The following is a 26,446-nucleotide window of genomic DNA, read 5'->3' as shown; positions in this document are numbered from 1 at the left end:
ATGCTCACCGGGCTCGACGTGATCGACGACGCGGACGTGCTGGAAAGCCTCAGCCATGACGACGCGGAATGGGCCCCGTACGGGAAAGCGCTCGCCGCCGTGCGGCCGAGGACGACCGACGACGTACGGAAGGTGGTTGCCGCCTGTGCCGCGCGGCGGGTGCCGGTCGTGACGCGGGGGGCCGGGACCGGGCTGTCGGGCGGGGCCAACGCGGTCGACGGGGCGATGATCCTCGACCTGTCGAAGATGAACCGGATCGTCGAGATCGACGCCGAGAACATGACCGCGACCGTGCAGCCGGGTGTCATCAACGACGACCTCAAGAAAGCCGTCGCCGAGCACGGGCTCTGGTATCCGCCCGACCCGGCGAGCGCGCCCTGGTCGACCATCGGCGGCAACGTCGCGACCAACGCGGGCGGGCTGTGCTGCCTCAAGTACGGCGTCACCCGCGACTACGTGCTCGGCCTGGAGGCGGTCGTGGGCGGGCCGGCCGGCGACTACGGCACCGTCGTCCGGCTCGGGCGGCGCACCACCAAGGGCGTCAGCGGTTATGACCTGGCCGGGCTGTTCACCGGCTCCGAGGGCACGTTCGGGGTGATAACCGAGATCACCGTACGGCTGAGGCCCGCGCGCCGGGAGGCCCCGCGCACCGTGGTGGGCGCGTTCGGCAGCGTGGTCGCGGCCGGTGAGGCGGTCGCCGCCGTCACCCGGGCCGGGCTGCTGCCGGCCGCCCTGGAGCTGCTCGACCGCACCTGCCTGCGGGCCGTCGAGGAGTGGAAGCACCTGGGTCTGGAGGCCGACGCCGCCGCGCTGCTGCTGGCCCAGCTCGACACCCCGGGCGACCAGGAGGCCACCGCGGTCGCGCGCGTGTTCCGCGACGCCGGGGCGCTCTGGGCCGAGCAGTCGACCGACGAGGTCGAGGCCGAGGCCCTGTTCGCCGCCCGGCGGCTGGCCTATCCCGCGCTGGAACGGCTCGGCCCGGTGCTCACCGAGGACGTCTGTGTCCCCCGCTCGAAGGTGCCGCACATGCTGGCCGCCATCGAGGCGATCGCGGCCCGCCACCACACGACGATCGCCACCATCGCGCACGCCGGCGACGGCAACCTGCACCCGCTGATCCTCGCCCCGGCCGGCGACGAGGCGGCCAAGCTCGCCGCGCAGGCCGCCTTCGAGGAGATGCTGGCCGAGGCGATCGCGCTCGGCGGCACGGTCACCGGCGAACACGGCGTCGGGCTGCTCAAGCGGGCCGGGATGCGCCAGGAACTGTCGCCCGGGGTGCTCGCCATGCAGGTGGCGGTGAAGCAGACGCTCGACCCGCTCAACCTCTTCAATCCGGGAAAGGTTATCGGCTGAGCCCGGCGGGGTAGCGTCCCCGCGTGTTAAGTCTGCTGCTCGCGGTCTCGGTCGGGGTCGCGGTCCTGGTCTGCACGAGCGCCGCTCGCCAGTTCCGGATCGCGCCGCCCGCGCTGCTGCTCCTCGCCGGCGTGCTGCTCGGCTTCATCCCCGCGCTGCGGGCCGCCCACCTGCCGCCCGAGGCGGTGCTGCTGGTCTTCCTGCCGGTGCTGCTCTACTGGGAGAGCTTCGGCACGTCGCTGCGCGAGATCCGCACCAACCTGCGGGCGATCCTGTTGCTCAGCACCGTGCTGGTGGCCGCGACCGCCGCCGTGGTCGCGACCGCCGCCCATCTGCTCGGCATGCCGTGGGGCCCGGCCTGGGTGCTGGGGGCCGCCGTCGCCCCGACCGACGCCACCGCCGTCGGGGTGCTGGGCCGTGCCCTGCCCCGCCGGCTCGCCACCACGCTGCGGGCCGAGAGCCTGGTCAACGACGGCACGGCGCTGGTCATCTACGCCCTCGCGGTCGGCGTGACCATGGGCGAGGAGCACGTCGAGTTCGCCGGGGTGTCCAGCCGGTTCGCGCTGGCCTACCTGGGCGGCGTCGCGATCGGGCTGGCCACCGCCTGGCTGAGCGTGCTGGTGCGCCGGCGCCTGGGCGACCCGTTCCAGCACAACATCCTGGCGCTGGCCACACCGCTCGCGGCCTATCTGATCGCCGAGGAGGTCGAGGCGTCGGGCGTGCTCGCGGTCGTGGTGAGCGGTCTGTGGGTGAGCCGGGCGGCGCCCCGGCTGTTCAGCGCCGACGTCCGCCACTCGGTGCAGACCGTCATGGGCTTCCTGACCGCCCTCGCCAACGCGGCGCTGTTCGTGCTGGTGGGCCTCGAAGTGCAGGCCGCCGTACGGGGTCTGACCACGGTCGGCCTCACGCAGGGGCTGGTGGGTGTGGCCGTGGCCTCGGCGGCGGTCATCGGCGTACGTTTCGCGTGGCTGTTCACGAGTCCGTACGTGATCCGCCTGGTCGACCGCCGCCCCCGGCAACGCGAGCTGAGGGTGGGCGCGAGACCCCGTACGGTGATGGCCTCGGCCGGATTCCGCGGGGCGGTGTCGCTGGCCGCCGCGCTCGCCGTGCCCGACTCGATGCCCGACCGCGACCTGATCGTCTTCGTGACCGCCGGCGTGATCGCGGTGACGCTGGTCGTCCAGGCGCCGCTGCTGCCCCGGATCGTGCGCTGGGCCCGGGTCAGCGACGACGGAGAGGCCGACCGGGAACGCCGGCACGCCGAGATCACCGCGGGCGAGGAGGCCCGCAACGCGCTGCCCGCGCTGGCCGACCAGGTCGGGGCGGACCGGGAGATCGCCGACGAGCTGGGCCAGGAGTTCGACCGCCGGCTGGGCATCCTGCGGGAGGACGGGCCGGACAACGGCAATGGCGCCCGCCGCCGGGAGGCGCAGGACCGCCGGCTGCGGCTGGCCGCGATCGCCCACAAGCACGCCACCGTGGTGCGGCTGCGCGACGAGGGGGTCATCGACGACGAGGTGCTGCAGCGCATCCAGACGACCCTGGACGTCGAGGAGGTGCAGATCAGGCACCACAACTTCGGCGATCACACCGGCTCCTGAGCGCCTCCCGGTGTGTCAGGATCACTCCATGGAGACCCGGAATCTGAGCGTCCAGGCCCGCGGCATCACCCAGAACGTGCTGGTCGGCGGCGCCGAGGACGCGGCACCGGTGCTGCTGGTGCACGGCAACTGCTCGTCCGCGGACTTCTGGCTGCCCCTGGTGCGCCGGCTCCCCGACGGCCTGCGGATCGTCGCCCCCGACCTGCGCGGATACGGCCGCAGTCAGGCCGCGCCGGTCGACGCCACCCGGGGCCTGCGCGACTTCGCCGACGACGTGGCCGCCCTGCTCGACGACCGCGACCTGTTCCCGCTCGACGTGCCGGTCGTGGTGGCGGCCCACTCGATGGGCTGCGGCGTGGTGATGCACCTGCTGGCCGAGCACCCGGGCCGGTTCTCCGCGGTGCTGCTGGAGGCGCCGCTCAGCCCGTACGGCTTCGGCGGCACCCGTGACCTCGAGGGCACCCCGACCACGGCCGACTACGCGGGCACCGGCGGTGGCACGGCGAACCCCGACTTCGTGGCCCGCATCCAGTCCGGCGACCGCAGTGCCGAGGCGCCGACCAGCCCGCTGACCGTGCTGCGCTCGGCCTACGTGGCCGACCCGGCGTCGCTCGGCGAGGACGAGGCGCTGCTGCTCGACACGGTGCTGAGCACGGCGATCGGCGAGGACAACTACCCGGGCGACTTCAAGCCGGTGACGAGCTGGCCCGGCGTCGGCCCCGGCGACCGCGGGGTGCTCAACACGATGGCGCCCAGCCATTTCAACGTGGCCACCGATCTGATCGACGCCCGGGCCAAGCCGCCCATCGTGTGGGTCCGCGGCGACAAGGACGCCATCGTCTCCGACACCTCGCTGTTCGACCTGGCCTATCTGGGCTCGCTCGACGTGGTCCCCGGCTGGCCCGGCGCCGAGCTGTGCCCGCCGCAGCCGATGGTCGGCCAGACCCGCGCGGTGCTCGACCGCTATGCCGAGCAGGGCGGCAGCTACCGCGAGGTCGTCTATGACAACTGCGGCCACTCCCCGCACATCGAGCGCCCGGCCGAGGTCACGGCGGAACTGCTCAACCTGGTGAACGCCGGTGGTGGCAGGGCCCACTGAACACCCGACCCAGCTGCGCGGCGAGCGCGTCCCGTGAGGCGGCGGCCGTCATCGTCCCCGGCTCGGTGTAGGCGTGCAGCTTGAGCCCGTCGAGGACGGCCAGCGACCGGGCGGCCTCGGCCTTCTCGTCGATGTCGCCGGGCACCTCGCCGCACTCCTTGCCGTTGTGGATCGCCCGCTCGAGGGTGCCCCGCAGGTGCGCGTTGCTCTGTCCCAGCGCCTGCGCGAGGCGGGGGTTGTCGACCACACGCCCGGTGAAGGCGAGCTCGACCCGGCATTCGCGCCGCCGCCGCTCGTCCAGCGGTAGCAGCTCGGCCAGCGCGTCGAGCAGGATGTGCTCGATGCGCGCGCCCGCCTTGTCGGCGCGCTCGGCGTCGGCCAGCACACGCCGCTCGGTGCGCCCACGGATGTGCGTGAACGCGTGCAGCAGCATGTCGTCCTTGCTCGGGAAGTAGTGCTGCACCAGCCCGACCGAGATGCCCGCGGCGGCCGCCGTCTTCGCCACCGTCACGGCCTCGAAGCCTTCGGTGGCGACCAGAAGTTCGACCGCCTCGGCCACCTGCTGCCGGCGGGCGTCGTGGTCCGCGGTACGTGCCATTGCATAACCATATCGCTATACGGTATACCTCGATAACCATACAGCCATACGATTATGGGGGTCGAGTTGTGCTGAGGGCTCTGGTTGTCGCGCTTCTCCTGGGCGCACCGGCGGTTCTGCCGAGTTCACCGGACATCGACGGATACCTGCGAGAACAGCGAGCTGAACTGCGGATTCCCGGCCTGGCGTACGCGGTGGTGGACCGCGACCGGGTCGTCCGCCAAGGGGCATGGGGCGTCGACGCCCGGACGCCGTTCCTGATCGGCTCGGTCTCCAAGCCGGTGACCGCGACGGCCGTCATGCGCCTGGTCGACGCCGGGCGGGTCGGCCTCGACGATCCGGTGCGGCAGCACGTGCCGTGGTTCCGGCTCGCCGACGAGCGGGCGGCGGCCCGGATCACCGTACGGCAGTTGCTCACCCACACCAGCGGCCTGCAGCAGTGGGCCAGCCGCACCGACCGCTTCGACAACAGCCCCGACGGGCTCGCCCGCTCGGTCCGCGACCTGGCGTCGGTCGAACCGGCCGGACAGCCCGGCCGCGCGCACGTTTACAGCGACGCCAACTACATGGTGCTCGGCGCGCTGGTCGAGACGGTGTCCGGCCAGTCGTTCGCCGAGTTCCTGCGCCGCGAGGTCTTCCTGCCGCTGGGCATGAATACGGCCACGGCGTCTTCGCCGGTGGGACTGCCGGCCGGGCACCGATACTGGTTCGGGCAGCCGCGACGCTTCGACCCCGGCTACGACACCTCCGGAGCCCCGTACGGCTACATCGCGGCCGGCCTCGGCGACATGGCCCGCTTCGCCCAGGCCCACCTGGACGACCGCTACGCCCCCATGCACACCGGTCAGGCCGACGGCGGCCGGTACGGGCTGGGCTGGCGCGTCACCGAGCTGGACGGCCACCGGATCGTGTGGCACGCCGGCGCCACCCCCGGCTACTTCGCCCACGTCGTGCTCGTGCCCGGCGCCGACCGCGCCGTGGTCGTGCTGGCCGACAGTTACAGCCTGGCCCGCGACGGCGCGCTGGCCGCCCTCGGCTTCGACATCGCCCGCATGACCCTGGGCGGAACACCGCAGCCGGCCGGGTCCGACCCGGTGTTCGGCATCGCCCTGCTCGTTCTGTCCGTCGCGGCTGTCCTCCTGGTGGCCGGGTTGATCCGCCCCGCCCGCCGTCGCCGGTGGCAGATCACGACGGCCCTGGCCACCCTGCTCGTGGCTGCCTTCGCCGTGCTGGGCCTCCCCGCACTGCTGGGCGGCGACATCCGCCAGGCCATGCTGTGGACCCCCGACCTGGCCTGGACCGCCCTGGTGGTCGCGGCCCTCGCGGTCGCTGTCGCGGCCCGAAACGTGTCACAGATGCGGGCCGCCACCGGTCCTTGAGGCATGACCCTCGAATCAACCCGCCGCTGGCTGCGGGGCGGCCTGCTCACGCTGGCCGCCCTGCAGACGTTCGTGTCCGTGTGGCAGTACTTCGGGCCCCGCTCGTTCTACGACGACTTCCCCACCGTCGAACTCGACCCGCCGTACAACGAACATCTGGTCACCGACGTCGGTGGCCTCGGCCTGGCCCTGGCCGCCACGCTGTGGATCGCCGCCTGGCTGATCGACACCCGGGTCGCGCTGGCCGCGCTGACCGGTTACCTGGTCTACGCGGCCACGCATTTCGCCTTCCACGTGACCCATTTCGACAACTTCTCGCTGGGCGAGGCGTTGGGCGTCGGCACCGGGCTGGGCGTCGAAGTGGTGCTCGCGTTGCTGTTGCTCTTCTCCGCCCGGCAGCTCCACCGGGCGGAGAAGGCAACCGCCTGAAGTCCGGTCAGGCGACCGGCCGCGCGTATCCCGAGACCGTCTTCGAGCCGAACTTGCCGCCCCTGGTGTAGGTGCTGCGGACGATCTTGCCACCGCTGAAGTTGCCGTCGATGGTGGTCACCGTGGTGGGGCCGACCGCCGCCACGATGCCGACGTGGCTCGCCCAGGAGCTGTCCCGGTTGACGTCGTAGACGATCGCGTCGCCGGGCTGGACACCGGTCAGACCGGCGCCGGACACCCACGTACGGCGGGCATCGCCGTACTTCTTGAAGCTGACCGCTCCGGAGCCGAGGCCGGACACGCTCGCTCCGGCCTGACGCCAGACCCACCGGGTGAAGTCGGCACACCAGTCCTGGCTGCGCCACGATTCCTTGTTCGGGCCGGTGCACAGGGTCGGCCCGGCCTTGAGGTCGCCGGAGTAGAAGTTGCACTTGCTGGGCCGGGCGACGTTGTTGTGGCCGCTGTTGTTCAGCTCGGCGGTTGCGGTGGCGACGATGCGGGAGCCCAGATTGCCCGGCGTCGTGGTGCCGGGGTCGGCGTTGCCCCGGTGCGCGACCGTGCCGTACGCGTAAACCTGGCCGATGCCCGAGACCGCGGCGTAGCCGGAGCCGTTGCCGGTCACCGAGATCCCGCTGATGCCGTTGGTGAAGCCGGTCGGGTTGCCGCGGTACTGCACGGTTCCGTACGCGTAGACCTGACCGGTGCTGGAGATCGCCGCGTAGCCCGACCCGTTCGCGGTGGTGGACACGCCGACGATCGGCCCGGAGAAGCCGGCCGGATTGCCGCGGTAGGTGACCGAGCCGTACGCGTAGACCTGGCCCGCGCTGGAGATCGCCGCGTAACCCGACCCGTTCGCGGTGGTCGAGATGCCGGTCATGCGGCCCGAGTAGCCGACCGGATTGCCGCGGTACTGCACGGATCCGTACGCGTAGACCTGACCGGCGGTGGAGATCGCCGCGTAGCCGGACCCGTCGGCCGTCACCGAGATGCCGGCGATGTCGCCGGTGAAGCCGGTCGGGTTGCCCCGGTAGGTGACCGAGCCGTACGCGTACACCTGGCCCCGGCTGGAGATCACCGCGTAGCCGGATCCGTCGGCCGTGGCCGAGACGCCGACGATGTCGCCGGTGAAGCCGGCCGGGTTGCCGCGGTAGCGCACCGAACCGAACGCGTAGGTGCCGCCGCCGGTGTTGGTGAGCACGTAGCCCGACCCGTCGGCGGTCACCGACAGCGTGCGGTAGGTGTTGGGCGCGGCCGAGGCGACGCCGGCGCCGGTCGCGACCGAGAAACCGGTCGTGGCCACGGCGCAGGCGGCCAGGGCGGCCACCCGTCGCCGCCGGGACGAGCGGGGGTGTGTCATCGAGGTGTCCTTCTGTCGCGGGCCTGGACCGCGATCAGATATCGCGGCGCCCAAAGCCTCGAACACCCCTGAGCGGATCGAACCGGACAAAAGGCCGCGGTCTCCGGCGAACAGCGGTTGCCCGCCGCCGATCGGTCATGACCGGCGGCGGCGAACTGCGAAGACACGAAAGGCGTCAGCCGTACGACCGTCACGCCCCCGGGGTAGGCCGGCCGGTCGACAGGGTCCGGCCGTCCCGCGGTCCTACCAGATTCGCGTGCGGGAGTGGCCGGATGCCAGGGTGGCGATCGGGCCCGCGGTGAACTGCGTGCCGGACGGCTTGTGGGTGCCCAGCAGGTCGGTGTCGATGACGGCGGGAGTGCCGTCGCGCTCCTCGAACTCGGCGTCGGCGAAACGGACGCGTTCGAGGTCGCGGCCGGTGATCGGGGCCAGGCGGGTGTTGTCGAACTCCGCCGGCAGGTCGGTCACCAGATAGACGGCGTCGCCCTCCTCGGCCACCGTGGCCTTGGCGTCGGCCACCTCGAGCGGGCTCTGCTCACCGTCGAAGGGGCGGGCGCCGGCGCCGTAGACGTTGCCGCGGGTGTAGACCGCCTGGACCACGTCGAGGTAGCGCTGGTGGTCGCCCGGGGGCTGGTTCTGGATGCGCGTCATGTAGTCGGCGAACGAGGCGGGATAGCCGTCGTAGGCGGACGTGCCCGAGAGCGCGGGCTCCTTGCCTTCGGCCCCCACGCCGTACGCGAGGGAAGCGTCTCCGCCGACGAACAGGTTGCCGATCCACCGGTCGTCGCCGGCCCGGATGTACGCGTAACCGGCGACCTGTGTGCTGTGCGGGCGGTGGTAGGGCGTGGCCCGGTCCATGACCGCCTCGACGCGTACGGTGCCGAGGATCAGGTTGCTCACGAACGCCCCGCCCTGGCTGAACAACTCGATCGCGGCCGGTGAGGCGAAGACGTTGTGCTCCACGAGGTAGGGGCCGTGGCTTACCTCGATGAAGATGTCGCGGCTGTTGTTGTAGAAGACGTTGCGGCTGATCCGGGTGCCCTGGGTCTGCCAGTCGAGCCAGGTGCCGAGCGAGCAGTCGTGGATGCGGTTGTGCCGGATCTCGACGTCGATCGCCGCGTGCAGCTTGATGCCGCCGATCTCGTAGCCGTAGAACTCGCGCTTGAGGGCGATGTTGTAGATGTGGTTGTCCTCGATGGTCGAGAACACGCAACCGAGGTGGCCGACGATGCCGTTCTGGCCGCAGTCATAGATGGTGTTGCGGCGGATGACGTGCGAGCCGATGTGCTCCTTGTCCCACCCGATCTGCTGCGCCGAGAACACGGACTCCAGCTGGTATTGGTAGCCGGGCTTGTCGCCGCGCTCGGTGGCGTAGTTGTGGCCGGTCGACGCCTCCTTGCCGATCGAGACGGCCGAGGTCTTGGCGTCGTGGATGACGTTGTCCTCGATGATCCAGCCCTTGGACCAGTTGGGGCCGATGAGCCCGGGCTGGTCGGCGGTGGGCGGCGTCCACGGGGTGGCGGCCTGGGCGAGCTCGAATCCCCGTACGGTGATGTAGTCGAGGTGCGGAACGACCGGGTAGAAGACCGACCGCCGTACGTTGATCTCGACCAGCTCGGTGTTGGGATCGGCACCCTGGAAGTTGGCCCGGATGGTCGTGGTGTCCGCGCCGACGGACGCGTGCCAGACGAGCCGGGTCTGCTCGACGTTACGCACGCGGTCGGTGGTCCTGGTCCAGTTGTCGACGATTTCGGTACGGGCGGCCGGGGACGCGACCGCATCCGCGGAGTCGGCCTCGTAGAAGCTCAGCCCGTTGAGATAGACGTCGCCGAGATGCTTGTGCGCCGCGCCCTCGGGATAGACGATCCAGTCACCCCCGACCTCTTCCGCGTACGGGTTGAAGTCGCCGAACAGCGCATTGGGCACCTCGGCCCGCCACACCGTGCCGGATTCCTGAACCCAGCCGGTGATCCGCTCCGAGCCCTTGATGACGACGTGCTCGCCCTCGGCGGCCTGGTAGGTGATGCGGCGGGCGTCGCTGAGGCCGCCCCGGCGGGGCTTGACCCATTCGCGGTACTCCCCCGCGTGCACGATCACGGTGTCGCCGGCCTGCGCGAGGGCGGCCGCGCGGTTGATCGTACGGAAAGGCTGGTCGGCCGAGCCCTCGGAAGCATCCGAACCGGAGACGGCCACGTGGAACACGGATGACATGCGAAACGCCTTTCTGGCGGTGAGGCCGCTGGGCAAGAGCACGCACGCTTCGACGCCGAGCCGGCCCTGGAGGGTCCAGCCTGCCAGCGGAAGGGCGGGGACTGGCGTAAACGTAAGATTGCGAAAACGTCATGTCAAGGCGTCGAAAACTTTCGAGGCCCGCCGCCCGGAATCCGGCCGGTCAGGCCGGCGCGGTCGACTTCCGGATGATCAACTGGGTGGCCAGCTCGACCCGGGGCGACGCCAGCTCATCCCCCGCGATCAGGCGCAGCAGCCGGCGCATGGCGACCCGGCCCATCTCGGCGAACGGCTGACGCACGGTGGTCAGCGGCGGCGCCGACCACCGGGCCGCGTTGATGTCGTCGAAACCGACGACGCTGACGTCTTCGGGAACCCGCAGGCCGAGCGTGCGCGCGGCCTCGATCGCGCCCAGCGCCTGCCCGTCGTTCGAGGCGAACAGCGCGGTCGGCCGGGGCTCGCGGGCCAGCAGTTCCAGCGCGGCCGAGAAGCCGGTCTCGAACGTGAACGGGCCCGCCATCATCAACGCCGGATCGCCGGTCAGGCCGCGCTGCGACAGGGCGGCGTGATAGCCGTGGAGGCGGGCGATGGCCACCATCGCGCCCGGCGGGCCCTCGATGAAACCGATCCGGCGGTGGCCCAGATCGAGCAGGTGGGCGGTCGCGGCCATGCCGCCGTTGAAGTTCGTCGCGCCCACGCTCGGCACGTCGGGGCCGGGCAGGTTGATCGGGTCGATCGTCACCACCGGGATGTTCTGCTCGGCGAACTGCCGCCACTGCTGGGTGTTGATCTCGGAGGTGACCAGGATCAGGCCCTCCCGGTGGGCGGCCGACATGCGGCGGGCCCAGGCCGCGCCGAGCGGGTCTTCCGGGACGGTGCCGACGACGATCTCGACCGGTTCGGCGGCCGCCGCCTCGAGCGCGCCGTGCAGGATGTCGAGATTGTTGGGGCTGCGCATGGTGTCGAAGACGACCTCGACCGTACGGGAAACCGGTTGTGCTCCGCCCTGGCCGCGCGCCACATAACCATGCCGCACCAGCAACGCCTCGATGCGGGCCCGGGTCTCGGAGGCCACGTCGGTGCGGCCGTTGACCACCTTGGAGACGGTCGGCACGGACACGCCGGCTTCCCGGGCAACGGCGGCGAGAGTCGCGCGCTGCGGCTCACGAGACACGGGCGGCTCCTTCTCTCAGATGACGGCCAGGGCCGCGCGCTGCGGCTCACCAAACATGGGCGGCTCCCCTCCCTTAGCCGGAATTCAGTATCGCAACGTTTTCGCACCCGAGGGTTCCTGACGACGGCCGGGCGAGCCGCCGATCTTGCGGGCACCAGCCCCGCCCCTCGACAAGCAAGACGGAGAGATGCACGTGAGCCCTCGATTCAAGCGCCTGCTCACCGACAGGCGCGTCGGCACCAAGATCATGGCCTCGGTCGGTGTTGTCTCTCTCCTCGGGGTGGGCAACGGCCTCTACGCGCTGAGCAGCCTGGGCGCGACCAACGACTCGGTCAAGGCCGGATTCACGCAGAGCCAGGAGCTGAACAACCTCGGCAATCTGCGGGCCGCCGTCAACCGCACCTGGCTGGCGATGGACAACTACCTGATGGCCAACACCGCCGCCGAGCGCACCGCCGCCGCCGCGGCCGCCAGCAAGGCGAGCGGTGAGGTCGTCCAGTACTCGAAGGAGTTCCAGGCCTTCCCGGTCGGGTCGCAGGCCCTCGCCACCGCCACGAACTTCGACAGCAACTGGGCCCAGTACAACAACCTGCTCACCAACCAGCTCATGCCGCTGGCCGACCGCAAGGCCACGGCCCGGCTCGACACCCTGCGCAACGGCGAGCTGGCCGACGAGATGACGCAGGTGCGGGCCGACCTGACCGCGCTCTCCGACCACACGGTGGCGGCCGGCGCCGCGAAGGCGGCCGAGGCCCAGTCCCGCTACGAGACCACCCGGACCCTGGTCATCGCCCTGCTCGCCGGCAGCCTCCTGCTCGGCGTCGGCCTGGCCTTCGCGATCTCCCGCATGATCGTGCGGCCGCTGGCCCGCAACGTCGACGCGCTGGAGCGCATCGCCAAGGGTGACCTGAGCGCCCGCGTCGCCGTCGAGAGCAGCGACGAGGTCGGCCACATGTCCGAGACGCTGAACCAGACCGCGGCCGCGATGGGCAACATGGTCCAGCGGATCAAGAACAGCTCGGCCATGCTGGCCGCGGCCTCCGACGAGCTGTCGGCCGTGTCGACCGAGCTCTCCTCCTCGGCCGAGCAGACCTCGGCCCAGGTCTCCACCGTGTCGGCCTCGGCCTCCATGGTCTCGACCAGCGTGACGACGGTGTCCGCGGGGGCCGAGGAGATGGGCGTGTCGATCCGCGAGATCTCCAACAACGCCAACGAGGCGGCCGGGGTCGCGGCCGACGCGGCCCGCGCCGCCGAGAGCACCAACGCCAGCGTGGCCCGCCTGGGCGAGGCGTCGGCCCAGATCGGCTCAGTCGTCGCGCTGATCACCACCATCGCCGAGCAGACCAACCTGCTCGCCCTGAACGCCACCATCGAGGCCGCCCGCGCCGGCGAGGCCGGCAAGGGCTTCGCCGTGGTCGCCAGCGAGGTCAAGGACCTGGCCCAGGAGACCGCCCGCGCCACCCAGGAGATCACCACCCAGGTCGGTGCGATCCAGGCCGAGAGCAACGCCGCCGTGATCGCGATCCAGCAGATCGGCGAGGTCATCGCGACCATCAACGACTACACCACGACGATCGCGGCCGCGGTCGAGGAGCAGACGGCCACGACCGCCGAGATCTCGCGCAGCGTCCACGAGGCGGCCACCGGTTCGTCGGCCATCGCGGCCACCATCTCGGGCGTCTCCGATGCCGCGTCGCACGTCACCTCGGGCGCCGCCGACACCCGTCAGACCGCGGCCAACCTGGCCCGGACGGCGGCCGAGCTGCAGGCCACGGTCTCGGTCTACCGCCTGCACTGACCCGTCAGCTGTAGTTCGCCGGCCCGGCACCCCACCTTCCCCGGGGTGCCGGGCCGGCGCGGTTCCGGCGGCCCGCTACCAGGCTTCGCTGAGGATCAGCAGGCCGATCCCGATCAGCACCACCGGCAGCAGGATGTGGCCCCACCGGCTGAGCGCGCGGGCGATGACCGGCCGGGTGGCGAAGAACCGCCCGGCCGCGACCCACACGGCGACGAGGACGAGGAACACCACGGCGTAGACGGCCGTCCCGCCGCCGCCCGCGTTGGCGAACACCGGGACGTACACGCCGATGTTGTCACCCCCGTTGGCGAACGTGACCGTGGCGACCCCGAGGATTCCCGGCGCGCGCCGTTCGGTTTTCTCCTCGTCGCCGCTCTCGCCGCGCTGCCGCCAGGCCTGGATGGCGGCCTTCACGCCGAGCGCGAGCGGCAGCAGGCCGAGCCACGGAATGGCGGAGTCGGGCAGGAACGAGGCCCCGAACGCGGCGGCCACCGCGACCCCGAGAATCCCGGCGAAGCCCAGGTATTGCCCGAGGGTGACGTTGCGGAGCGTGGCGGGCCGGCCGGCGCCCTGCCCGAAGAACAGGGCCAGAATCAGAATGTCATCGATGTTGGTGACGGCGAACAGGCCGATGGCCTGCCCGACAACGGCAAAACTCACTGCGGGGTCCTCTTCTCGCTTCGAACGTGTTCACGACCGTGGGGGCACGGTCGTGATCAGCAGCGAAGAACCCAGGGATTGGCCCGGTCGGCCCGCGACTCCGGGCCGGGCGAGGAAGAGACATCGAGGCTCACCGCGGCCGCCGAGGACGACACGAAGACCGTCTCCGGGGCGGGTGCCGGGAGGTCGGCCCGCGACAGCGTGGTCACCCCGTCCGAGGTGAGCCGGGGTGGCTGCGACGGGTCGTAAGCGCCCTCGGCGCTTTCCGGCGCGGCCTGGACCGCAACCGTGCCGACGGGCGACGGGCGGCTGTCGTCGCTGGGGAGCCGGTCCGGGGTGATCAGATAGACGACCAGGGCGACCACCGTCAGCACGACGACACTCCACCCTCGTCGTGTCACCGTTTCTCCCGTCGTGGTCCCCGTCAGCGGGCACAGCATTCCACGGCCGCCGACGGGAATCACGTCAGCGCATCGCCGCCTGCGTGTGAGCCTCGACGCGCACCGGCCGCCCGGCCAGGGTCAGGGCGGGAATCAGGGCGGCCCCGACGATGGCGAACGTCCACCAGAAGCTGAGCTCGAACGCGTCGGCCGGGGCCCGGTCGCGCAGCAGGGTCTGCAGGACGATGGCGAGGATCGCGGCGCCCAGGGCCGACCCGACCCGGATGAGAATGGTCGCCGCGGTCGTGGCGCCGGGGATCGCGGGCGGGGGCAACGTGCGGTAGGCGCCCGCCATCACGACCGGGGTGATCAGGCCGTGGCCCAGCCCGATCACGAACGCGGCGGCGGCGAGGGGCATCAACTCCGTTTCCCCGTACGGGATGAGCCCGCCCAGCACCAGCAGAAGTCCCGCAACGGCGGGGGCCCGGGTGCCGAACCGGTCGGTGACACGCCCGGCCAGGGCCATCGTGACGATCGCGCCGGCGCCGAGCGGAGCGACCATGAGTCCGGCGTCGAGCGTGTCGCCGCCGCGGACCTGCTGCACGAAGAGCGGGATCAAAATCAGCACCCCGAACATGGCGACCGAATAGCCGAACAGGACGCCGACCGAGGTGGCGAACGCCCGGTCGGTGAACAGGCGCAGGTCGACCAGTGCGCGGTCACCGCGGCGCCGGGCGTGCCAGGCGAACCCGCCCAGCAGCACCACCCCGGCCGCCAGCGTGGCCAGACCGGCCGGTCGGCGCCCGTCGCTGATCCAGGTCAGCCCCAGGACGACCGCCGCCACGCCGGGGGCGAGCGTGAGCAGGCCCGGCACGTCGAGCCCGGTCCGCTCGCGGTCGCCGGCGCCGGCGGGCAGCAGCCGGAACGCCAGCACCAGGGCGACCGCGCAGATCGGAACGTTGATGCCGAACATCCAGCGCCACGACAGGTGGTCGAGCAGCACGCCGCCGAGCACCGGGCCCAGCGCGGGAGCCAGCATCGCCGGGACGGAGACCACGGCCATCGCGCGGGCCATCCGTTCAGGGCCGGCCGCACGGGCCAGCATCGTCTGACCGGTCGGCATGAGCAGGCCACCGCCGACGCCCTGCAGCACCCGGAACGCGATGAGGCTGCCGGCCGACCACGCGGCGGCGCACAGCAGCGAGCCGGCGGTAAACAGCACGAGCGAGGTCAACCAGACCGTACGGGTTCCGAAGCGCCGGGCCGCCCAGCCGGTGAGCGGGATGGTCGTGGACAGGGCCAGCAGATAGGCGGTGAGCACCCACTGGGTCGTGGCCAGCGAGACGCCCAGGTCGCGGCCCAGCACGTGCACCGCGACGTTGACGATCGTCGTGTCGAGCACCGTCATGATCGCGCCGGAGGCGACCACCACCGCGGTCCGCCGCATCGTCATCACCCTTTCCCCGTACGCTGTATCGCCTGAGCGTACACCGTATCGTTTACCGCTACGGTGTAAGTTCTGGGTTGATGAGCGAGCAGCAGAGCCGGATCCCGGTGTGGGCCCGCGAGGACACCCGCCGCCGCACCACGCTGAGCCGGGAGGCGATCGTCGCGGCCGCGATCGCGGTGGCCGACGCCGAGGGCCTCGACGCCGTGTCGATCCGGCGGGTGGCGACCGACCTCGCGGCGCGCGCGATGAGCCTCTACACCTACATCGAGCGCAAGGAAGACCTGTTCGACCTGATGGCCGACGAGGTCGCGGCCGAGACCCTGGTCGCCGGGGAACTGCCGCCCGACTGGCGCGAGGCCACCCTGGCCATCGCCCGGCTCGAACGCGCGACCACGCTGCGCCACCCCTGGCTGGTCGACCTGGTGACCCGGCGCTCGGTCCACGGCCACGTCGGCCCGAACATGCTGCGCCACAGCGAGATGTCGATCGCCGCCCTCGACTCCCTGGACGCCGACCTGACCTGGAAGTGGCGCCTGATGACGGCGGTCGCCGACTATGCGACCGGGTTCGCCATCCGCGAGATCCGGGAACGGGACGCCGCGGCCGCCGGCGAGACCGAAGAAATACAGACCTACCTGCGCCGGCTCGCCGACGGCGGCAACTATCCCCATCTGGCGGCGCTGCTCGACGGCGGCCGTCCCGACCCGGGCGACGACAACTTCGAGCGCGGCCTGAACTGGTTGATGGACGGCTTCGCCCGCGAGCTCGACCGCCCCTGACGGACGGCCCGCCCGGAATTCGACCGACGCTGACGGGCCACTCCGCCCGGGAACGGGACCGTTGCTGATGGACGGCGTCGCCGGCAGACTGCGCTGAAGCCGGCGCCCAGCTCACCTGGGCGTACCAGATCCCCCGTACGGAAAAATCGCACCCTCGCCTCTCGGTGACGTGTGCCCTTTTCGCGTTCGCGACCTTCCGGCCCCGCCCTTCCGCGCTGTTAGGTTAGGCACTCCTAATTTTGAATTTGCAGAACTGGAGTCCGCGCATGCGCGCCCCTCGTTTGCTGGCCGCGGCCGTCGCCGCGGCCGCCGCCCTGGCGCTCGCCGCCTGCGGTGGCGGTTCCGACGACACCGACGACACCCCGGACACCGGAAGTTCGGCCACCGCGCAGTTCCCGATCACGATCAAGCACAAGCTCGGCACCACCACGATCGAGAAGAAGCCCGAGCGGGTCGCCACCGTGCAGTGGGAGAACCACGAGGTCCCGCTGGCGCTGGGCGTCGTGCCGGTCGGCATGGCCAAGGCCAACTTCGGTGACGACGACGGCGACGGCATGCTGCCGTGGGTCGGCGAGAAGATCAAGGAGCTCGGCGGCCAGACGCCGGTCATGTTCGACGAGACCGACGGCATCGCGTTCGAGGCGGTCGCGAACACCAAGCCCGACGTCATCCTGGCCACGTACTCGGGCCTGACGCAGCAGGACTACGACACGCTCAGCAAGATCGCGCCGGTCGTCGCCTACCCGGACGCGCCGTGGGCGACCCCGTGGCGCGACATCGTCAAGCTCTCCAGCCAGGCCCTCGGTCTCGAGGCGCAGGGCAACGAGCTCATCGCGAGCACCGAGAAGGCCATGAAGGACGCGGCCGCCACCAAGCCGCAGCTGGCCGGCAAGCAGACGATGTTCGTGACGCACATCGACCCGACCGACCTGAGCAAGATCGGCTACTACACCAGCCACGACACCCGTACGCAGTTCTTCAGCGACCTCGGCCTCAAGATCGCTGACGTGGTGGAGAAGGACTCGGCCGGCACCGACGCGTTCACGCTGAACAAGAGCTCGGAGCAGATCCAGGCCTTCGACGACGTCGACGTGATCGTCATGTACTCCGACACCGCGGACCAGCTGGCCAAGCTGCAGGCCGACCCGCTGCTGTCGAAGATCCCGGCGGTCAAGCGCGGCTCGGTCGTCCAGCTGGTCGGCAGCACCCCGCTCGCCACCGCGGCCAACCCGACCGTGCTTGCCATCCCGTTCGTGCTGAACGACTACGTCAACCTGCTCGCGACCGCCGCCGACAAGGTGTCATGACGCAGCTCGACTCCCGTCCCGTGCCGGGTCCCGCTCTCCAGCGGCGCCCGGCACGGGTGCGTACGCTCTGGATCCTCGCCGGGCTGGTCGCGCTCGGCCTGCTCATGATCGCGTCGGTCGCGTTCGGCTCGCGCATCGTCCCCTGGTCCGACATCGTCGCCGGCGTCCAGGGCCACGACGACAACCTCGGTCAGGCCGCGGTGGTCAAACGCATCCCCCGCACGCTGCTGGCGGTGGTCGTGGGCGCGGCGCTCGGCCTGGCCGGCGCGGTGATGCAGGGCGTCACCCGCAACCCGCTGGCCGACCCGGGCATCCTCGGCGTCAACATGGGCGCCTCGCTCGCCGTGGTCACCGGCATCGTGTCGTTCGGCCTCAGCTCGGCCACCGCCTACATCTGGGTGGCCATTCTGGGCGCGGCGGTCACGGCGGTTTTTGTGTACGCCGTGGGCTCGCTCGGCCGAGGCGGGGCCACCCCGCTCAAGCTCGCCCTGGCCGGCGCCGCCATCTCGGCCGCCCTGGCCTCGCTGATCAGCGCGTTCGTGCTGCCCCGGAGCGACATCGCGACCGGTTTCCAGTCGTGGCAGATCGGCGGGGTCGGCGGCGCCTCGTACGACAGCCTCCGCCAGGCCGGCCCGTTCCTGGTCGTCGGCTTCGTCGTCTCGCTGCTCTCGGCCAAGTCCCTGAACTCGCTCGCCCTCGGCGACGACCTCGCGGCCGGGCTGGGCGAGCGGGTGGCGCTGGCCCGTGGCGTGGCCGCCCTGGGCGCGGTGCTGCTCTGCGGCGCCTCGACCGCCGTGGCCGGGCCGATCGCCTTCGTCGGGCTGGTCGTGCCGCACCTGTGCCGCCTGCTGATCGGGCTCGACCACCGCTGGCTGCTGCCGTACTCGGCCCTGGTCGGGGCGGCGCTGCTGACCGCGGCCGACGTGGTGGGACGGGTGGTGGCGCGGCCCCAGGAGATCGACGTCGGCATCATCACCGCGCTGATCGGCGCCCCGTTCTTCATCTACATCGTCCGGCGGCAGAAGGTGCGCGAACTGTGACCACGTCCACCCTGGACGCCGTCGTCCGCAGCCGAGTCCGCCGCTCCCGGCGCCGCGGCGTCGTCATCGGCATTCTCGTCGCGCTGGTTGTCATCGCGTACGCGGTCAACCTCATGGTCGGCGAGACCTTCTACACCCCGTACGAAATCTGGCGGGTGATCCTCGGCGAGACCGTCCCGGGCGCGTCGTTCACCGTGGGCGAGCTGCGGCTGCCCCGCGCGACGCTGGCCGCGCTGGCCGGGTTCTGCTTCGGGCTGGGCGGCGTGACCTTCCAGACCATGCTGCGCAACCCCCTGGCCAGCCCCGACGTCATCGGCATCACCTCGGGCGCGAGCGCCGCGGCCGCGTTCGCCATCGTCATCCTCGGTCTGAGCGAGACCGGCGTGTCGGTGTTCGCCATCGTGGCCGGGCTGGGCGTGGCGATCGTCGTCTACACGCTGTCGTTCCGCGACGGTGTGGCGGGCACCCGGCTCATCCTGATCGGCATCGGCATCGCCGCGATGCTCGACAGCGCCACCGCGTACGTGCTGAGCCAGGCCGCCCAGTGGGACCTGCAGCAGGCCCAGCGCTGGCTGACCGGCAGCCTCAACGGCGCGACCTGGGACGAGACGGTCCAGGTGCTGGTCGCGCTGGTCGTGCTCGGGCCGCTGCTGCTCTCGCAGGCGCGCAACCTGTTCATGCTCCAGCTCGGCGACGACACGGCCGCGGCCCTCGGCGTACGGCTGGAACGCACCCGCATCCTGGTCATCGTGGCCGCCGTCGGCCTGCTCGCGTTCGCCACCGCCGCCACCGGCCCGATCGCCTTCGTGGCGTTCCTGTCCGGCCCGATCGCCGCCCGCATCGTCGGCGGCGCCGGCTCCCTGCTGGTGCCGGCCGGTCTGGTCGGCGCGCTGCTGGTGCTGGTGGCCGATCTGATCGGCCAGTACGCGTTCGACATCCGCTACCCCGTCGGCGTCATCACCGGCGTGCTCGGCGCCCCGTACCTCGTCTATCTGCTCATCCGCACGAACCGCGCGGGAGGCTCCCTGTGACCGCCACTCATTCCCTCGAGGTCAGTTCCCTCGAACTCGGCTACGGCGACCGTACGGTCATCGAGTCGCTCGACCTGACCGTCCCGCCCGGCCGGATCACCGCGATCGTCGGGGCCAACGCCTGCGGCAAGTCCACGTTGCTGCGCTCGATGTCGCGCCTGCTCGCGCCCCGCACCGGCCACGTGCTGCTCGACGGCCGCGAGGTGCACAAGATGCCGGCCAAGGAGCTCGCCCGTACGCTCGGACTCCTCCCCCAGTCCCCCATCGCGCCTGAGGGCATCACGGTGTCGGACCTGGTCGGCCGCGGCCGCAACCCGCACCAGCGGCTGCTCTCCCGTTGGAGCCGGGAGGACGACATCGCCGTGGCGGCCGCCCTGGACGCCACGCACACCGCCGATCTGGCCGACCGCTCGGTCGACGAGCTCTCGGGCGGGCAGCGGCAGCGGGTCTGGATCGCGATGGCCCTGGCCCAGCAGACCGACGTGCTGCTGCTCGACGAGCCGACCACGTTCCTCGACGTGAGCCACCAGGTCGAGGTCCTCGATCTGCTGACCGACCTGAACCAGACGCGCGGCACCACGATCGTGATGGTGCTGCACGACCTGAACCTGGCCGCGCGCTACGCCGACCACCTGATCGCGCTGGCCGACGGCAAGCTGCACGCGGCGGGTGACCCGGCCGAGGTGCTGACCGAGGACACCGTACGGGCGGTGTTCGGTCTGGACAGCCAGGTGATCACGGATCCCACGTCGGGCAAGCCGCTGATGCTCCCCTTGGGCCGCCATCATGTGACGGTCTGACCGCCCGCCCGTTGTTCGGGGGTCAGCCCGGCTCGGACTCGTGGCCGGCCGGGTGGCTTCGCAGCAGGCCGTCGTAGGCGTGCTCGGCGGTGATGTCGCCGGTGACGACCCGGTGGATCGTGCGGGTGATCGGCATGGCCAGCCCGTGCTTGTCGGCCAGCCGTACGGCCGCGTGCACGGTCTTGACCCCCTCGGCGACCTGACCCATCTCGGCCAGGATGTCGTCCAGGCTCCGCCCGCGGCCCAGCTGCTCGCCGACGTAACGGTTGCGGCTGTGCGGGCTGATGCAGGTCGCCACCAGGTCACCCATGCCGGCCAGCCCGGCCAGGGTGCTCGGCTCGCCGCCCATCGCGACGGCCAGGGTGGTCAGCTCGGCCAGCCCGCGCGAGATCACCCCGGCCCGCGTGTTGTCACCGACGCCGAGCCCCTGCGCGATGCCGGTGGCGATGGCCACGACGTTCTTCAGCGCGCCCCCGACCTCGCACCCGATCACGTCGTGGTTGGTGTAGACCCGCAGCAGCCCCCGCCGGAACACCCGCTGGATCTCGGCCGCGACCGTGAGATCCTCGGTCGCGATCACCGTGGCCGCCGCCATGCCGGCCATGATCTCCTTGGCCAGGTTGGGCCCGGTGAGCGCCGCGGCCGGATGCCCCGGCAGCACCTCTTTGATCACTTCGGTCATCCGCAGCAGCGAGTCGCGTTCCAGCCCCTTGCTGAGGCTCACCACCGGAATCCAGGGATGAAGGTCGGGCCGCACAAGCTCCAACGTGGCGCGGAACGCTCCCGTGGGCACACCGACCACAAGCAACTCGGCGTGGGCGGCCGCCTCGGCCAGATCCGAGGTGGCCCGCAGCCGCTCCGGCAGCGGAAAGCCGCTCAGATAACGCTCGTTGGTGTGCTTGGCGCCGATCTCTTCGGCCGCCGCCTCGTTGCGCGCCCAGATCAGCGACTCATGGTCCCGCCGGGTCAACACCGACGCGACCGTGGTCCCCCAGGAACCCGCCCCCAGCACCGTGATCCGCATGCCTCCCCTTCCCGGCCCGCCGTTCGATGCGTCCCGACGCGCCGTTCGGTGGGCTCCCGGCGCGCCGCTCACTTTGCCTTCGAGCGCGCCGCCGAAGTGCTCCCGGCGCGCTGTTCAGTTTGCCGTCCAGCGCGCCGCCGGAGTGCTCCCGACGCGCTGTTCACCCTGCCTTCGAGCGCGCCGTCGACGTGCTCCTGACGCGCTGCGAGTTGAGGATACGGGGATGCGGCCGTGCGGTCGGGCCACTCGGTGGTCGGTGGTCCTTGCGCGGCAATGCGATGGAGAACTGGGATGGGAGCATGACCGAACCGTCTGCCGCGCGCCGGATGTGGGCCCTGTTCGAGCCGCTGCACGCCGTCGTCTACTTCGCGCCGCTGAGCGCGGAAGCCTTTACGCAAGCGGGACTCACCGGGTTCTGGCGGCGCTACTTCGCCGGGCGGGCGGCGGCCCTCGGGGCGGTCGGGGCCGGGCCGGTGGTGGCCGCCTTCTTCGGGTTCGCGCCGGCCATGGTGTCGCGGGCCCTGCCCGATGTCTGGTCGCGGATCAGCCCCGCGGCCGCCCTCGAAGCCCGCCGGGTGGGCGCGACCGCCGCCCTGACCGGGTTGTTCGACGGGCTCGAGGTCGGCCGGGCGGCCGAGCTGCTGGCCGAGGCGGCGCGAGCGGCCGATTTCTCCGGGCGGGTGCTGGCGGCGGCCCACGCCGACCTCCCCTGGCCGGACGACCCGGTCGGCAAGCTCTGGCATGCGGCCACGATCCTGCGCGAGCACCGCGGCGACGGGCACGTGGCCGCTCTGCTCACGGCCGGGGTCGACGGCTGCGAATCGCTGGCCTGGCGGGCTGCCCTCGACGGCGGGCGCCTGCGCGAAGTCACCCAGCCCGCCCGCGGCTGGACCGACGACGAGTGGCAGGCCGCGACCGGACGGCTCCGTGAGCGCGGCTGGGTCGACGCCGACGGCACGGCGACCGGGGCCGGCCGGGATGCGTACGCCAAGGTCGAACAGCTGACCGACGAGCTGGCGGCGGACCCGTGGCGAGGGCTGGACACCACCGCCGTGGAACTTCTGGCGCCACTGACCGAGCGGGCCTGGGCGATAGTGCCCGCCGACAACCCGATCCCCCTGCGGCGTACGGACGTCTGAGCCCGCCCGCCTTCATACGGAAGTGAGGCGGTGCCAGTAGGACAGGTTCCGGACCGCCGGTGGGGGCTGGCTTCGCGCTTCTAGACTCTCCGCATGATCGACGGCCGGCGTGGGCATCCCGTTCTGCGGGGCGCGGCCATGGGCTCGGCCGTCGTGTTGGCCTTGGTTCTGCTCGGGCACCGCGTGATTCCGGGCTCGGCCGGCACGGTCACCGACAGCATCCTGCCGTGGCTGGCCGCGCCCGTGCCCGCGCTCATCCTGGCCGGGGTGGTGCGCCGCCGGGCCCTGGTGCTGGCTTCGGCGCTGATCCCGGCGCTGGTGTGGGCGGTCATGTTCGTGCCCACGCTGACCGACCGGGCCCGCCAGGGACCGCACAACCTGCGGGTGGCGTCGCTCAACCTGGGTTCGGCCGAGCCCGCCGCCGCCCTGCGACCCCTGCTCGACGCCCGCGCCGACGTCGTCGTGCTGCAGGAGGTGACCGCGGACAACCGGAAAACCGTGCGCGCGACGCTGGAGCCCGAGCTGCCCTACCGGGCGGCCGCCGGCACGATCGCGGTCTACAGCCGGCTTCCGCTCGACGGCACCGAGCCGGTGGACATCGGCATCGGCTGGACGCGGGCCCTGCGCACCACGGTCGGTTCGGGCGCCGATTCCGTACGTCTCTACGCCGCCCACCTGGCCTCGGCGCGCCCGGCCATGACCGCCGGGCGGGACCGCACCCTGACCACTCTGGCCTCGGCCGTCCGGGCCGACGACCACCCGCGGCTGCTGCTGGCGGGCGACCTGAACACGGCCACCACCGACCGCCGGTTCGCCGTGCTGGCCCCGCTGGCCGACACCCAGGAGGAGGCCGGGGCCGGGTTCGGCTTCACCTGGCCGGCCCGGCTGCCGGTGCTGCGCCCCGACCACATCCTGCAGCGCGGCCTGACCACCCGCCACGCGACGGTCGTGACCGCGCCGGGCAGCGACCACCGGGCCGTACTGGCCGACCTCGACGCCGCCTCCTGATCCGCCGCGCGCCGACGCCGGCTCCTTATCCGCAGCGCGCCGACGCCAGCTCCTGGTCCGCCGCGCGCCGACGCCGGTTCGAACCCCGGTCCAGTCACCGGACCGTTCCCTGCCCGGGGCCCCGCCCACGCTGACAGGGTGCGGGGATGAACATCATCGGGTATCTCGACCGCCTCAGCTACGCACCCGGCGCGAGCGTGCACGCCCGGTTCAGCACCCCGGCGACGGCCTTCGAGGCCCGGCTCGTCCGGCTGGTCAACGGCGACCCGCACCCGCTCGGCCCGGGCGTGGACATCCGCGACGTCCCGTCGGCACTCGACGGCCTCAGCTACCCCGGCCGGGTGCAGCCGCTCCGGGCGGGCTCCTTCCTGCGTACGGGAAACGGCTCTCTGCCCGCCGGAACCGAACGGCTCGTCCTCACCGCGGCCGTGCAGCCGACCCTCGCCGCCGGCGCCGGGCATCCGCAGGTGATCGTGTCGCTGGCCGGCGTCGAGGTGGTCATCGACGAGCGGGGGCGGGCGGGGCTGCGTACGGGGGAAGGTCTTGACGTGGTCAGCGGGCGCTGGTATCGCCTCACGCTGACCGTGACGCCGACCGCGGCCGAGCTGAGCCTGGGCGACTTCGTGACGAGAACCGAGATCTCGACCGACCTGACATCCCTGAGCGTGACGTTCGCGGCCTCGACCGAGGGTGACAACTGCTTCAACGGCCGCATCGACCACCCGACGCTGACGGCCGACGGCACGCTGATCGCCGACTGGGACTTCGGTCCGAGCCGTACGCTGCGGCAGGTCGCGAACCGGGTCGGCCCCGACTTCGCCGGCGAGACCGTCAACTTCCCGCTGCGCGCCTGCCTGGGCATCAACGGCGCCGCCGACGACGTCGACCCGCGGCTCGCCCCGGAGGCGTACCAGGCCATCCACTTCCACGACGACGATCTCGACGACGCCGGCTGGGACGACGACCTGGTGCTCGACCTGCCCCGCGATCTGGCCAGCGGCGTCTACGGCATCCACGTGACGGCGGCCGACGGCACCGAGGACACGGTCCCGTTCGTGGTCACGCCCGGTGACAACCCGCGGAAGCGCGCTCTCGTGGTGTTACCGACGTTCAGCTACCTCGCGTACAGCTGTGAGCACGTGATGGCCGACCCGGGCGCGCGCGACTACCTCAAGGGCGTCGGCGTCGGCGAGCCACCCGAGTTCGGCGGCAACGTGCACGACGCCTACCTGATCGCGAACGGTCTGCGCAGCCTCTACGACGTGCACACCGACGGCACCGGCGTGTGCTTCACCAGCATGCGGAAACCCCTTCCCAACGTACGGCCTCAGCACCGCTGGGCGGCCGTGGCCGGAGGCGAGACGTCGGCCCACCAGTTCAGCGCCGACCTCCACCTGATCAAGTGGCTGGACGCCGAGGGCTACGACGTCGACGTGATCACCGACGAGGAGATCCACCGGGAGGGCGTGGACGCGCTCGCGCCGTACCGGGTCGTGCTCACCGGCAGCCACCCCGAATATCCGACCACCGCGATGATGGCCGCCTACGACGCCTACCTGCAGCGGGGCGGCCGGCTCATGTATCTGGGCGGCAACGGCTTCTACTGGGTCACCTCGATCGACCCCGAGCGGGAACACACGATCGAGATCCGCCGTACGGCCGGCATCCGCGCGTGGCAGCCCGAGGCCGGCGAGTGGCACCACGCGACCACCGGCGAGCTGGGCGGGCTGTGGCGGCTGCGCGGGAAGGCGCCGCAGAAGATGCTGGGCGTCGGGATGGCCTCGCAGGGCTTCGACGCCAACCGCCCGTACGACGTGGTCACCCGGGTCCCGTTCGTCTTCGAGGGCATCGCGTCGGACGCCATCGGCGACTTCCCGTCGCTGGTCAACGGGCACGGCGCGGCCGGCGTCGAGATCGACCGGGCCGACCGCGCGCTGGGCACCCCCGACGACACAGTTGTCCTGGCCACGGCGACCGGCTTCTCCCGGGCGTACGGGCTGGATCCGATCGAGGTGCAGCTGCCGGACGGGCGCTACGACGGCACGACCAGCGACAAGGTGCGCTGCGACCTGGTGCTGGTCCCCAAGCCGAACGGCGGCGCGGTCTTCTCAACGGGCAGCATCGCTTGGTGCGGTTCCCTGCTGGCCGACGAACGGCGCAACAACGTCTCCGCACTGACCGGCAACGTGCTGCGCGCGTTCCTCGACCGCGACGACCTGCAGATGGATCAGTCCTTGCAGTAGGTGCCGTTGTTGGTCGACCAGTAGGTGATCGTCGACATCCCCCGGACCGGCCGGGTGAAGGTCATCTTGAGGCACGCACCCCGGGCGCCGTGCAGCGTCGCGGCCTCCTGGATCTCCTGAGCGATCCAGGCCCCCTGCACCGTGGCCACCGCCCCGCAGGCCACACCGACCGGGGTCAGGGGCGGCAGCGTCAGCGGAAAGCACATCACCGCGGCGGCCGCCGCATAACCTCCGCCACCGATCGTGAGCTTCTGGTTGGCCAGCTTGGTCGCCGACCGGGACAGGTACGCGCTGCACGTGACGATGCCGCAGTTGACGGTGACCGGGCCGTAGGTGGCGGCGGCCGAGGCCGGCGACTGGACAGCGAGGACGCCGCCGGTGGCCACCGTGGCGGCGGCACCGAGGGCGGCCAGACGTGTGCGGATGGTCGGGTTCATGGGGAAACCTCCTGCTCGTGACGTGTTCCCACGGTCCCGTGCGGCGGGGTGCATGCTCCAGTTCAGGGGTGCACTGGTCATTGACCGGCGCCGCTAACCTGCGGGGGATCTCCTACGAGTGATCGGAGAGC

At 71.7% G+C, this 26,446-nt stretch carries 23 protein-coding genes; 14 read left to right on the top strand and 9 right to left on the bottom strand.

Features of this window, described 5'->3' with window-relative positions:
• From JIG36_RS09410 to JIG36_RS09400, 3 genes are read left to right on the top strand one after another with little or no spacing between them, the layout of a single operon-like run.
• The gene (locus JIG36_RS09410) at nt 1-1,353 is read left to right on the top strand and encodes an FAD-binding oxidoreductase (RefSeq protein WP_203375831.1); all 1,353 of its coding nucleotides are present in this window, start codon (nt 1-3) and stop codon (nt 1,351-1,353) included.
• A 23-nt stretch (nt 1,354-1,376) separates the two neighbouring features.
• Entirely contained in the window at nt 1,377-2,954 is a 1,578-nt protein-coding gene (locus tag JIG36_RS09405; protein ID WP_203375627.1) for a Na+/H+ antiporter, read from the top strand.
• Between the two features lie 28 nt (nt 2,955-2,982).
• Nucleotides 2,983-4,053 (top strand): alpha/beta hydrolase, encoded by a 1,071-nt coding sequence (locus JIG36_RS09400; protein ID WP_203375626.1) that lies wholly within the window; start codon nt 2,983-2,985, stop codon nt 4,051-4,053.
• Here JIG36_RS09400 and JIG36_RS09395 read toward each other — a convergent pair.
• The gene (locus tag JIG36_RS09395) at nt 4,016-4,651 is read right to left on the bottom strand and encodes a TetR/AcrR family transcriptional regulator (RefSeq protein ID WP_203375625.1); all 636 of its coding nucleotides are present in this window, start codon (nt 4,649-4,651) and stop codon (nt 4,016-4,018) included. The two genes, JIG36_RS09400 and JIG36_RS09395, sit on opposite strands and share 38 nt — an antisense overlap.
• A gap of 68 nt (nt 4,652-4,719) precedes the next feature.
• Between JIG36_RS09395 and JIG36_RS09390 the strand changes: the two genes are divergently transcribed.
• A complete protein-coding gene (locus tag JIG36_RS09390) occupies nt 4,720-6,030 on the top strand; it encodes a serine hydrolase domain-containing protein (RefSeq protein WP_203375624.1) in 1,311 nt (436 codons plus the stop codon).
• A 3-nt stretch (nt 6,031-6,033) separates the two neighbouring features.
• On the top strand, nt 6,034-6,459 hold the full coding sequence (locus tag JIG36_RS09385) for a hypothetical protein (RefSeq protein WP_203375623.1): 426 nt from the start codon (nt 6,034-6,036) through the stop codon (nt 6,457-6,459).
• Nucleotides 6,460-6,466: 7 nt separating this feature from the next.
• Here JIG36_RS09385 and JIG36_RS09380 read toward each other — a convergent pair whose 3' ends face one another.
• The 3 genes from JIG36_RS09380 to JIG36_RS09370 all read right to left on the bottom strand — a co-directional run bounded on the left by JIG36_RS09380 (nt 6,467) and on the right by JIG36_RS09370 (nt 11,219).
• Entirely contained in the window at nt 6,467-7,816 is a 1,350-nt protein-coding gene (locus JIG36_RS09380) for a CHAP domain-containing protein (protein ID WP_203375622.1), read from the bottom strand.
• Between the two features lie 243 nt (nt 7,817-8,059).
• Nucleotides 8,060-10,027, bottom strand: coding sequence for a right-handed parallel beta-helix repeat-containing protein (locus JIG36_RS09375; RefSeq protein ID WP_203375621.1), 1,968 nt, complete (start codon nt 10,025-10,027; stop codon nt 8,060-8,062).
• 181 nt (nt 10,028-10,208) lie between these two features.
• A complete protein-coding gene (locus JIG36_RS09370; RefSeq protein ID WP_203375620.1) occupies nt 10,209-11,219 on the bottom strand; it encodes a LacI family DNA-binding transcriptional regulator in 1,011 nt (336 codons plus the stop codon).
• A gap of 193 nt (nt 11,220-11,412) precedes the next feature.
• Between JIG36_RS09370 and JIG36_RS09365 the strand changes: the two genes are divergently transcribed.
• The gene (locus JIG36_RS09365; RefSeq protein ID WP_438870705.1) at nt 11,413-13,017 is read left to right on the top strand and encodes a methyl-accepting chemotaxis protein; all 1,605 of its coding nucleotides are present in this window, start codon (nt 11,413-11,415) and stop codon (nt 13,015-13,017) included.
• Between the two features lie 75 nt (nt 13,018-13,092).
• Here the strand turns inward: JIG36_RS09365 and JIG36_RS09360 are convergent, their stop codons facing one another.
• The 3 genes from JIG36_RS09360 to JIG36_RS09350 form a co-directional block, all read right to left on the bottom strand.
• A complete protein-coding gene (locus JIG36_RS09360; protein ID WP_203375618.1) occupies nt 13,093-13,677 on the bottom strand; it encodes a cadmium resistance transporter in 585 nt (194 codons plus the stop codon).
• A gap of 56 nt (nt 13,678-13,733) precedes the next feature.
• Entirely contained in the window at nt 13,734-14,078 is a 345-nt protein-coding gene (locus JIG36_RS09355; protein WP_203375617.1) for a hypothetical protein, read from the bottom strand.
• Nucleotides 14,079-14,142: 64 nt separating this feature from the next.
• Nucleotides 14,143-15,504 (bottom strand): MDR family MFS transporter, encoded by a 1,362-nt coding sequence (locus JIG36_RS09350; protein ID WP_203375616.1) that lies wholly within the window; start codon nt 15,502-15,504, stop codon nt 14,143-14,145.
• Between the two features lie 80 nt (nt 15,505-15,584).
• Here JIG36_RS09350 and JIG36_RS09345 point away from each other — a divergent pair, with 80 nt between their 5' ends.
• The 5 genes from JIG36_RS09345 to JIG36_RS09325 all read left to right on the top strand — a co-directional run bounded on the left by JIG36_RS09345 (nt 15,585) and on the right by JIG36_RS09325 (nt 20,464).
• Entirely contained in the window at nt 15,585-16,286 is a 702-nt protein-coding gene (locus JIG36_RS09345) for a TetR/AcrR family transcriptional regulator C-terminal domain-containing protein (protein WP_203375615.1), read from the top strand.
• A gap of 266 nt (nt 16,287-16,552) precedes the next feature.
• Nucleotides 16,553-17,593, top strand: a complete 1,041-nt coding sequence (locus tag JIG36_RS09340; RefSeq protein ID WP_203375614.1) for an iron-siderophore ABC transporter substrate-binding protein — start codon at nt 16,553-16,555, stop codon at nt 17,591-17,593.
• Nucleotides 17,590-18,633 carry a FecCD family ABC transporter permease gene (locus tag JIG36_RS09335; protein WP_203375613.1) on the top strand — a complete coding sequence of 348 codons (1,044 nt, stop codon included), beginning with the start codon at nt 17,590-17,592 and terminating at the stop codon, nt 18,631-18,633. The genes JIG36_RS09340 and JIG36_RS09335 overlap by 4 nt, the downstream gene beginning before the upstream one ends.
• The gene (locus JIG36_RS09330) at nt 18,630-19,664 is read left to right on the top strand and encodes a FecCD family ABC transporter permease (RefSeq protein WP_203375612.1); all 1,035 of its coding nucleotides are present in this window, start codon (nt 18,630-18,632) and stop codon (nt 19,662-19,664) included. The genes JIG36_RS09335 and JIG36_RS09330 overlap by 4 nt, the downstream gene beginning before the upstream one ends.
• A complete protein-coding gene (locus JIG36_RS09325) occupies nt 19,661-20,464 on the top strand; it encodes an ABC transporter ATP-binding protein (RefSeq protein WP_203375611.1) in 804 nt (267 codons plus the stop codon). Before JIG36_RS09330 ends, JIG36_RS09325 begins: the two co-directional genes overlap by 4 nt.
• Nucleotides 20,465-20,486: 22 nt before the next feature.
• Here JIG36_RS09325 and JIG36_RS09320 read toward each other — a convergent pair whose 3' ends face one another.
• Entirely contained in the window at nt 20,487-21,488 is a 1,002-nt protein-coding gene (locus JIG36_RS09320; protein WP_203375610.1) for an NAD(P)H-dependent glycerol-3-phosphate dehydrogenase, read from the bottom strand.
• A gap of 299 nt (nt 21,489-21,787) precedes the next feature.
• On the opposite strand from JIG36_RS09320, the gene JIG36_RS09315 reads away from it, so the two are divergent.
• The 3 genes from JIG36_RS09315 to JIG36_RS09305 all read left to right on the top strand — a co-directional run bounded on the left by JIG36_RS09315 (nt 21,788) and on the right by JIG36_RS09305 (nt 25,878).
• Nucleotides 21,788-22,627, top strand: a complete 840-nt coding sequence (locus JIG36_RS09315; RefSeq protein WP_203375609.1) for an SCO6745 family protein — start codon at nt 21,788-21,790, stop codon at nt 22,625-22,627.
• A 93-nt stretch (nt 22,628-22,720) separates the two neighbouring features.
• Entirely contained in the window at nt 22,721-23,635 is a 915-nt protein-coding gene (locus JIG36_RS09310; protein ID WP_203375608.1) for an endonuclease/exonuclease/phosphatase family protein, read from the top strand.
• A gap of 146 nt (nt 23,636-23,781) precedes the next feature.
• On the top strand, nt 23,782-25,878 hold the full coding sequence (locus JIG36_RS09305) for a N,N-dimethylformamidase beta subunit family domain-containing protein (RefSeq protein WP_203375607.1): 2,097 nt from the start codon (nt 23,782-23,784) through the stop codon (nt 25,876-25,878).
• Here JIG36_RS09305 and JIG36_RS09300 read toward each other — a convergent pair.
• The gene (locus JIG36_RS09300; protein ID WP_203375606.1) at nt 25,863-26,315 is read right to left on the bottom strand and encodes a hypothetical protein; all 453 of its coding nucleotides are present in this window, start codon (nt 26,313-26,315) and stop codon (nt 25,863-25,865) included. The two genes, JIG36_RS09305 and JIG36_RS09300, sit on opposite strands and share 16 nt — an antisense overlap.
• Nucleotides 26,316-26,446: the final 131 nt, after the last annotated feature.

This window comes from Paractinoplanes ovalisporus, from assembly GCF_016834655.1.
Taxonomy (GTDB): Bacteria; Actinomycetota; Actinomycetes; order Mycobacteriales; family Micromonosporaceae; genus Actinoplanes; species Actinoplanes ovalisporus.
The sequence above is the reverse complement of the archived record's forward strand: the minus strand, read 5'-3'. Positions and strand labels throughout refer to the sequence as shown.

Excerpts from the sequence above, each read along its gene's own strand:
- JIG36_RS09345 (WP_203375615.1), top strand. The coding sequence starts at position 15,585 with ATGAGCGAGCAGCAGAGCCGGATCCCGGTGTGGGCCCGCGAGGACACC.
- JIG36_RS09335 (WP_203375613.1), top strand. The coding sequence starts at position 17,590 with ATGACGCAGCTCGACTCCCGTCCCGTGCCGGGTCCCGCTCTCCAGCGG.
- JIG36_RS09350 (WP_203375616.1), bottom strand. The coding sequence starts at position 15,504 with ATGCGGCGGACCGCGGTGGTGGTCGCCTCCGGCGCGATCATGACGGTG.
- JIG36_RS09395 (WP_203375625.1), bottom strand. The coding sequence starts at position 4,651 with ATGGCACGTACCGCGGACCACGACGCCCGCCGGCAGCAGGTGGCCGAG.
- JIG36_RS09400 (WP_203375626.1), top strand. The coding sequence starts at position 2,983 with ATGGAGACCCGGAATCTGAGCGTCCAGGCCCGCGGCATCACCCAGAAC.
- JIG36_RS09380 (WP_203375622.1), bottom strand. The coding sequence starts at position 7,816 with ATGACACACCCCCGCTCGTCCCGGCGGCGACGGGTGGCCGCCCTGGCC.
- JIG36_RS09315 (WP_203375609.1), top strand. The coding sequence starts at position 21,788 with ATGACCGAACCGTCTGCCGCGCGCCGGATGTGGGCCCTGTTCGAGCCG.
- JIG36_RS09385 (WP_203375623.1), top strand. The coding sequence starts at position 6,034 with ATGACCCTCGAATCAACCCGCCGCTGGCTGCGGGGCGGCCTGCTCACG.
- JIG36_RS09410 (WP_203375831.1), top strand. The coding sequence starts at position 1 with ATGCTCACCGGGCTCGACGTGATCGACGACGCGGACGTGCTGGAAAGC.
- JIG36_RS09320 (WP_203375610.1), bottom strand. The coding sequence starts at position 21,488 with ATGCGGATCACGGTGCTGGGGGCGGGTTCCTGGGGGACCACGGTCGCG.
- JIG36_RS09340 (WP_203375614.1), top strand. The coding sequence starts at position 16,553 with ATGCGCGCCCCTCGTTTGCTGGCCGCGGCCGTCGCCGCGGCCGCCGCC.
- JIG36_RS09300 (WP_203375606.1), bottom strand. The coding sequence starts at position 26,315 with ATGAACCCGACCATCCGCACACGTCTGGCCGCCCTCGGTGCCGCCGCC.
- JIG36_RS09375 (WP_203375621.1), bottom strand. The coding sequence starts at position 10,027 with ATGTCATCCGTGTTCCACGTGGCCGTCTCCGGTTCGGATGCTTCCGAG.
- JIG36_RS09305 (WP_203375607.1), top strand. The coding sequence starts at position 23,782 with ATGAACATCATCGGGTATCTCGACCGCCTCAGCTACGCACCCGGCGCG.
- JIG36_RS09310 (WP_203375608.1), top strand. The coding sequence starts at position 22,721 with ATGATCGACGGCCGGCGTGGGCATCCCGTTCTGCGGGGCGCGGCCATG.